The organism is Pseudomonas sp. GM24, from assembly GCF_000282235.1.
In the GTDB taxonomy this organism is placed as follows: domain Bacteria; phylum Pseudomonadota; class Gammaproteobacteria; order Pseudomonadales; family Pseudomonadaceae; genus Aquipseudomonas.
In genome coordinates this window covers 24,014-31,025 of sequence record NZ_AKJR01000089.1, presented here as the reverse complement: position 1 = coordinate 31,025, position 7,012 = coordinate 24,014, and the positions used below count along the sequence as shown (strand labels likewise).

Sequence of the window (7,012 nt, the reverse complement as noted above, 5' to 3'; positions counted from 1 at the left end):
CTCGACTTTTCAGGTCGATGCATGGCGCCAGACATCTCGGTCAGCTCCCTCTCCCTCGGGAGAGGGCTGGGGTGAGGGGCGAGCCAGGTACAAATCTCCAATCCAGCACGCAAAAAAAAGCCCCGCATTTCGCGGGGCTCTTTGATGTAGCGGCGGATCAGCTGCCTTTAACGGTTTTGCCGTTGACCGTGCCGTCCTGGAGCATGATGTTGTACTCCTTGCCGTCGGTTTCAACCTGTTGCAGGCGAACCAGCAGGTAATCCCAATCCTTGGCGAACCACAGGACGGTGATGCGCTTGCTTTGTGTCGGGTCGCGTACGCGCTCGACCTTGATTGCATCGATCTGACCAGCCTTGGTCTCGACTTTTTCCGAACCCAGCACGCGGAAGTCATAGGTATCGACTTCGCCGTCATCGACCACTTGATAGCTCATGGTCTTCTTGCCGGCAGCGACATCATGCTGCAGCGCCAGTTGATAGGTGGACTTGTCGACCATGCCGCGGTTCAGTGGGATTTTCACCGCGTCGCCACGGTCGGTGCCAGTGACCATTTTGCTGTTCCAGTCAAAATCCAGATCAGCCTTTTTCGCTTTGCCCAGGCCGCCACGTTCGAAGTGGTAGGACTGCGGCAGCAGGGTGTCCTTGTCCAGGGTCAGGGTGCTTTCTTCAGCCAGGCTGGCGATCATCATCGAGGCCTTGAAGCTGAGCTTCCAGACGCCGTTGGCTTCCTTGACCAGACTGCGCTCGGCGGTGCCGCTCATGGGCAGTTGCTTCCAGTCGGCGGTGTAGCTGGCGGAGAACGGTTGAAGTTCGGCTGCCTGCGCGAAGGGCAGGGCGAGCAGAGCGCAAGCGAAGAGCAGGGCGCGACGCATAATATCTCCTAGTTTCGAATCAAGTGGCCGCTGGCCGCGAGTAACTGGCCATCCAGTAAAGCACCGTGTTCACCGAGTGCCAGCCTGCCTTCGGCAAACCAGCGTACTGCCATCGGGTAGATCAGGTGTTCCTGAACGTGTACTCGCTGCGCGAGACTCTGCGGCGTATCGTGCAACTCTACCGGTAATACTGCCTGTACGACCAGTGGTCCGCCATCGAGTTCCTCGGTGACGAAGTGCACGGAGCAGCCGTGCTCCGTGTCGCCGGCTTCCAGCGCGCGCTGATGAGTGTGTAACCCTTTGTATTTGGGTAGCAGCGACGGGTGGATGTTGAGCAGGCGCCCCTGGTAGTGGCGAACGAAATCAGCGCTGAGAATGCGCATGAAACCGGCCAGCACCACGAGTTTCGGTTGGAATTCGTCGATCAGTTCGATCAGAGCAGCATCGAAGGCCTCGCGGCCTTCAAATGCCTTGTGATCCAGCGAGCGGGTGGCGATACCCGCGTCACTGGCGCGTTGCAGGCCGTAGGCGTCGGCGCGATTGGAAATCACTGCAGCGATGCGGACCGGGCTGTCGCCGGTCCGCGTGCTGTCGATCAAAGCCTGCAAGTTACTGCCGGTGCCGGACAACAGCACCACGACATCACAGGTTGCGGACATTAATGAGCCTTAAGGTTCTGCAGATCAACCTGGGCAGCGCCTTCGGCAGCGGCAGCGATCTGACCGATGACCCAAGGCTGTTCGCCGGCGTCACGCAGGGTGTTCAGGGCAACTTCTACGTGTTCCTGAGCCACGCAGATAACCATGCCAACGCCGCAGTTCAGCACGCGGTGCATCTCGGTTTCGTCAACATTGCCTTTTTCTTGCAGCCAGTCGAACACGGCCGGGCGAGTCCAGCTAGCCACGTCAACCACCGCCTGAGCGCCTTTTGGCAGAACGCGCGGGATGTTGTCGAGCAGGCCACCACCGGTGATGTGGGCCATGGCTTTGACGGCGCCGGTGTCTTTGATCAGCTTGAGCAGCGGCTTCACGTAGATGCGGGTCGGGGCCATCAGCAGGTCGGTCAGCGGTTTGCCGTCGAGCTGGATGTTTTCGATGTCGGCGCCGGAGACTTCGATGATCTTGCGGATCAGCGAGTAGCCGTTGGAGTGCGGGCCGGAGGATGGCAGAGCGATCAGGGCGTCACCGGTGGCGACTTTCGAGCCGTCGATGATTTCCGATTTTTCCACGACGCCGACGCAGAAACCGGCCAGGTCGTAGTCTTCGCCTTCGTACATGCCAGGCATTTCAGCGGTTTCGCCGCCAACCAGCGAGCAACCCGACAGTTCGCAGCCAGCGCCGATGCCGGTGACCACCTGGGCAGCGGTGTCGACATTCAGCTTGCCGGTGGCGTAGTAGTCGAGGAAGAACAGTGGCTCAGCGCCGCAAACCACGAGGTCGTTGACGCACATGGCAACCAGGTCGATACCGATGCTGTCGTGCTTGTTCAGGTTCAGCGCCAGACGCAGTTTGGTGCCGACGCCGTCGGTACCGGAAACCAGTACGGGCTGCTTGTAGCCGGCCGGGATTTCGCAGAGGGCGCCGAAACCGCCCAGGCCGCCCATGACTTCCGGGCGCGCAGTGCGCTTGGCGACGCTCTTGATGCGTTCGACCAATGCTTCACCGGCGTCGATGTCTACACCGGCGTCCTTGTAGCTCAGGGAGGGTTGCTTGCTCATGATCCAGGCCTTTAGGGGAGGGGATTCAGGGGTAACGACCGAGTTCAGCGGGAACTTCGAAATCGACGGGGCGATGGCCTCACGCGAGTTTCGAGGTGCCCGGCTGTTGCCGGTCTGCGAAGGCGCGCGATTTTATCAGGCTTGAGGGGCAGCGGCCATCCTCGCACCGACGGGCAGGGCCATATCTCGGGAAATTTTTTGCAATTAAGGCCTGCGGGTGCCTGTATAAGGTGTGGCGATTAACCGTCTATCGTTATCACTGTGCAAAAACTTACCGCTGTCGTGTGAATGTTTGGTGCTGGCAGATTGTCACAGCCTTGCTCAACCGATTCACGCGGCCTGTTCCAGCCGCTCCTGTCGACGGGAATTTTCCATGCGTTTTTGTAAATTGTTGTTTGTGGGTTGCTTGTCGCTGATCAGCCTGGCGAGTCACGCCGAAAACCTCAAAGGCCTCTATCAAGTACGTGAGCCGGTCAATGGCCAGGCACCGGAAGAGCGTGATCGCGCCACGCAGGCGGCGCTCGACACGTTGGTCTTGCGTTTGACTGGCGATCCGAAGGCTGCGCAAAACCCGGGGCTGGCGGCGATTCGCAAGGATCCGCAGCAGATCATCAGTCAATTCGGTTTTGATGCCGGGCCGCCGGAGGTGCTGAAAGTCGATTTCGATCCGGCGACCACCGAGCAGGCGCTGCGGCGTGCCGGGTTGTCGGTGTGGGGTGCGAGTCGCCCGTCGATTCTGAGCTGGTGGCTCAACGATTCGGCTGAGGGTTCCAGTCTGGTCGGTGATGGTCAGGCCGCTGCGGCGCCGTTGCGTACGGCAGCTCAACATCGCGGCTTGCCATTGCGTTTGCCGCTGGCGGACTTGAGTGAGCAATTGGTTGCCACGGCGCCAGCGCTGGAAGGCACCGATCCGGCGCCGTTGCGCGGCGCGTCCGAACGCTACAACGCTGATGCCTTGCTCGCGGTGCATGCCCGTGAAGAGGGCGGGCAGTGGCAGGCCAAGTGGCACTTGTGGCTGGGCGATCAGAAAGAGGCGGGCAGTGTGCAGGGCGCCGATCAGGCTGCGGTCGCTGACGCGGTGATGCTGGCGGTGGCTGAGCGGCTGGCGCCTCGGTTTGTTGCCAAGCCGGGCGCTTCGGGGCAGCAGACTCTGGAAGTGCAGGGGATGAATCTTGAACACTACGCGGCGCTGTTGCGGTTACTCGAGCCGTTTGGCGTGCGTCTGCAAAGTGTTGATGGCGATCGCATTGTCTATCGGGTCAACGGCAGTGCAGATCAAATGCGCGCGCAATTGTCGCTGGCGAAGTTGCAGGAGTTGCCGGCTGAAGCCCCGGTGCCGGTCGCAGCACCACAACCTGCGGTTGCGGGCGCAGCACCTGTCGTGGCTCCGGCCCCGGCACCAGCAGCACCTTCGTTGCGGTTTCGCTGGTAAGTCTTTCCTTATATAGAAGCTACAGGAGTGGTACATGGCCGATACGCGGCGTTGGTTCTGGCTCGGTGGGGTAATCCTGCTTTGCGCGTTTGTATGGTTGCTGCACCCGATCCTCACGCCGTTTCTGGTGGCGCTGTTGCTGGCTTATCTGTTCGATCCGCTGGTGGATCGCCTGGAAAGACTCGGGCTGTCGCGTACGTGGGGGGTAATCGCGGTATTTGCCTTGTTCACCCTGATCGTCACCGCGCTGTTACTGGTGCTGGTGCCGATGCTCGCCAAGCAGTTGCTGCGGTTATACGAACTGGCGCCGCAAATGCTCGACTGGCTGCAACACACGGCGTTGCCGTGGGCGCAGGCGAAGCTGGGTCTGTCGGATGGTTTCTGGAAGTTCGACAAGGTCAAAGCGGCGATCAGCGAACACATGGGCCAGACCACCGACATCGTCAGTGTGGTGCTCAGTCAGGCGACCGCGTCGAGTCTGGCGCTGATTGGCTGGCTGGCGAATCTGGTGCTGATTCCGGTGGTGAGTTTCTACCTGCTGCGTGACTGGGACGTGATGATGGCCAAGATCCGCAGTCTGCTGCCGCGCGATCGGGAGGAGACTATCGTATCGCTGGCCGGTGAATGTCATGAGGTGCTGGGCGCGTTTGTTCGCGGGCAGTTGTTGGTGATGGTGGCGCTGGGCGTGATTTACGCGGCGGGCCTGATGATTATCGGGCTGGAGCTGGGGTTGTTGATCGGTCTGATCGCGGGCCTGGCGGCGATCGTGCCGTACATGGGCTTTGTGATCGGTATTGGCGCGGCGTTGATTGCCGGTTTGTTCCAGTTCGGTGGCGATCTGTACCCGATGGTCGGGATCGTCGCGGTGTTCATGGTCGGTCAGGCGCTGGAAGGCATGGTGCTGACCCCGCTGCTGGTGGGCGATCGCATCGGTCTGCATCCGGTGGCGGTGATCTTCGCGATTCTGGCCGGTGGCGAGCTGTTCGGTTTTACCGGTGTGCTGCTGGCGTTGCCGGTGGCGGCGGTGATCATGGTGCTGGTGCGCCATGTGCACGACTTGTACAAGGATTCCGACATCTATAGTGGTGTTGACGATCCGCAGTTGTAATGGCGCAGGGGCGGCCCGGCAAATCGCCGGGTTGGCCCGTGTCCTGCAGGCGCTGGCGCCAAGGAATCTGTCATAAAACCGGTGCGTTAACGCAAACCTTTGATTTTGCTTGGACTCTGTCGCATTGTGCGCTCAGCTTCACGGGTATAAACTTCGCAAACTTTACACAGAGGCCACTAACGGTTCCTTGAGAACTGTTCAGTCAGCATGAAACCGATTCAGCTGCCCCTAGGTGTGCGTCTGCGTGACGACGCCACCTTCATCAACTACTACCCAGGCGCCAATGCCGCTGCACTCGGCTATGTCGAGCGTCTATGCGAAGCCGACGCCGGCTGGACAGAAAGCCTGATCTACCTGTGGGGCAAACACGGCGTAGGGCGTACGCATCTGTTGCAGGCAGCGTGTCTGCGTTTTGAGCAAATGGGCGAGCCGGCGGTGTATTTGCCGTTGGCCGAGTTGATGGATCGCGGCGTCGAAATCCTCGACAACCTTGAGCAGTACGAACTGGTTTGCCTGGACGACTTGCAGGTGATTGCCGGCAAGGCTGACTGGGAAGAGGCGATGTTTCATCTGTTCAACCGTCTGCGTGACAGCGGTCGGCGTCTGCTGATCGCCGCGTCAACCTCTCCGCGTGAACTGCCGGTCAAACTGGCTGACTTGAAATCGCGCCTGACCCTGGCGTTGATTTTCCAGATGCGCCCGCTCTCCGATGAAGACAAATTGCGCGCCCTGCAATTGCGCGCGTCGCGTCGCGGTCTGCACCTGACCGATGAAGTCGGGCATTTTATTTTGACGCGCGGCACCCGCAGCATGAGTGCGCTGTTCGACTTGCTTGAGCAGCTCGATCAGGCCTCGTTGCAGGCTCAACGCAAGCTGACCATTCCCTTCCTGAAAGAAACCCTAGGCTGGTAACGGCGCGGCTTTCAGCGTGTTTCGGCATAATTCAGGCGCCAGAAAATCCGCTTTCCTGCAAGCTGTGCAGGCCGCGTCTCGGTTCAAATGGGCTTAAGCGCTTAGATGTAAACGAGAAACCGAGAAGTCACAAAAAGATCGATTGAATTTGCAAATGAGGCTGATAGCGGGCATAGTCTCGGCTTCTTTACAACTATCAGCCACGGTCGTGCCCATGCTAAAGCGCTTCGCACCCCTCGTGCCTCTCGCACTCGTCACCCTGTTGTACGGTTGCGCTGCTCATTCTCCAGTTCAAGAGCAGCCTCAACAGGTTAAAAATTCTGCCACGGCCCAATCTTCCGTTATTTATCAGGAAGAGCTGGACACCGAAAAAGAACTCAACGAATTCAATGGCAAGAAGCCTTATCAGCTTCCTGTTCTGGCCGACAGCATCCTCGAACGCGGCATGTCCCTGATCGGTACCCGTTACCGTTTCGGCGGTACCTCTGAAGCCGGTTTCGATTGCAGCGGTTTCATCGGCTACCTGTTCCGCGAAGAAGCCGGCATGAACCTGCCACGCTCGACCCGCGAAATGATCAACGTTGATGCGCCGCTGGTCTCGCGCAGCAACCTTGAGCCGGGCGATCTGCTGTTCTTCGCCACCAACGGTCGTCGCGGTCGTGTCAGTCACGCCGGGATCTACCTCGGTGACAACCAGTTCATCCACTCCAGCAGTCGTCGCAGCGGCGGTGTTCGCATCGACAGCCTGGGTGACAGCTACTGGAGCAAGACCTTCATCGAAGCGAAACGCGCTCTGGCCAACGCTCCAACTGTAGTCACTGCTCGCAAGTAATCCCTTGTTGTCGCTGCGTTCGCGGCGACAATCAGGCTTGCGGTAACGGAGTAGACTTAGACTTTACAAGGTGAAGTTAAAGTCTTACTTGAAGTTTGCCGCGTAGCCGCTAGAATCCTGTATCTATATTGATGGCAAAC

The 7,012-nt window shown here is 59.4% G+C and carries 7 protein-coding genes; 4 read left to right on the top strand and 3 right to left on the bottom strand.

The window, feature by feature from the left end:
- Positions 1 to 157: 157 nt before the first annotated feature.
- From PMI23_RS12985 to purM, 3 genes are read right to left on the bottom strand one after another with little or no spacing between them, the layout of a single operon-like run.
- Entirely contained in the window at positions 158 to 871 is a 714-nt protein-coding gene (locus tag PMI23_RS12985; protein ID WP_007919843.1) for a DUF3108 domain-containing protein, read from the bottom strand.
- A gap of 8 nt (positions 872 to 879) precedes the next feature.
- Positions 880 to 1,530 (bottom strand): phosphoribosylglycinamide formyltransferase, encoded by a 651-nt coding sequence (gene purN, locus PMI23_RS12980; RefSeq protein WP_007919841.1) that lies wholly within the window; start codon positions 1,528 to 1,530, stop codon positions 880 to 882.
- Positions 1,530 to 2,588, bottom strand: a complete 1,059-nt coding sequence (gene purM / locus PMI23_RS12975) for a phosphoribosylformylglycinamidine cyclo-ligase (protein WP_007919839.1) — start codon at positions 2,586 to 2,588, stop codon at positions 1,530 to 1,532. The genes purN and purM overlap by 1 nt, the downstream gene beginning before the upstream one ends.
- Positions 2,589 to 2,961: 373 nt before the next feature.
- Here purM and PMI23_RS12970 point away from each other — a divergent pair, with 373 nt between their 5' ends.
- The 4 genes from PMI23_RS12970 to PMI23_RS12955 all read left to right on the top strand — a co-directional run bounded on the left by PMI23_RS12970 (position 2,962) and on the right by PMI23_RS12955 (position 6,872).
- The gene (locus tag PMI23_RS12970; protein WP_007919832.1) at positions 2,962 to 4,020 is read left to right on the top strand and encodes a DUF2066 domain-containing protein; all 1,059 of its coding nucleotides are present in this window, start codon (positions 2,962 to 2,964) and stop codon (positions 4,018 to 4,020) included.
- 34 nt (positions 4,021 to 4,054) lie between these two features.
- The gene (locus tag PMI23_RS12965; RefSeq protein WP_007919830.1) at positions 4,055 to 5,128 is read left to right on the top strand and encodes an AI-2E family transporter; all 1,074 of its coding nucleotides are present in this window, start codon (positions 4,055 to 4,057) and stop codon (positions 5,126 to 5,128) included.
- A 207-nt stretch (positions 5,129 to 5,335) separates the two neighbouring features.
- The gene (gene hda / locus PMI23_RS12960) at positions 5,336 to 6,040 is read left to right on the top strand and encodes a DnaA regulatory inactivator Hda (RefSeq protein WP_007919828.1); all 705 of its coding nucleotides are present in this window, start codon (positions 5,336 to 5,338) and stop codon (positions 6,038 to 6,040) included.
- Positions 6,041 to 6,254: 214 nt separating this feature from the next.
- Positions 6,255 to 6,872: a C40 family peptidase gene (locus PMI23_RS12955; RefSeq protein WP_007919826.1), complete on the top strand. Its 618-nt coding sequence runs from the start codon at positions 6,255 to 6,257 to the stop codon at positions 6,870 to 6,872.
- Positions 6,873 to 7,012 lie beyond the last annotated feature (140 nt).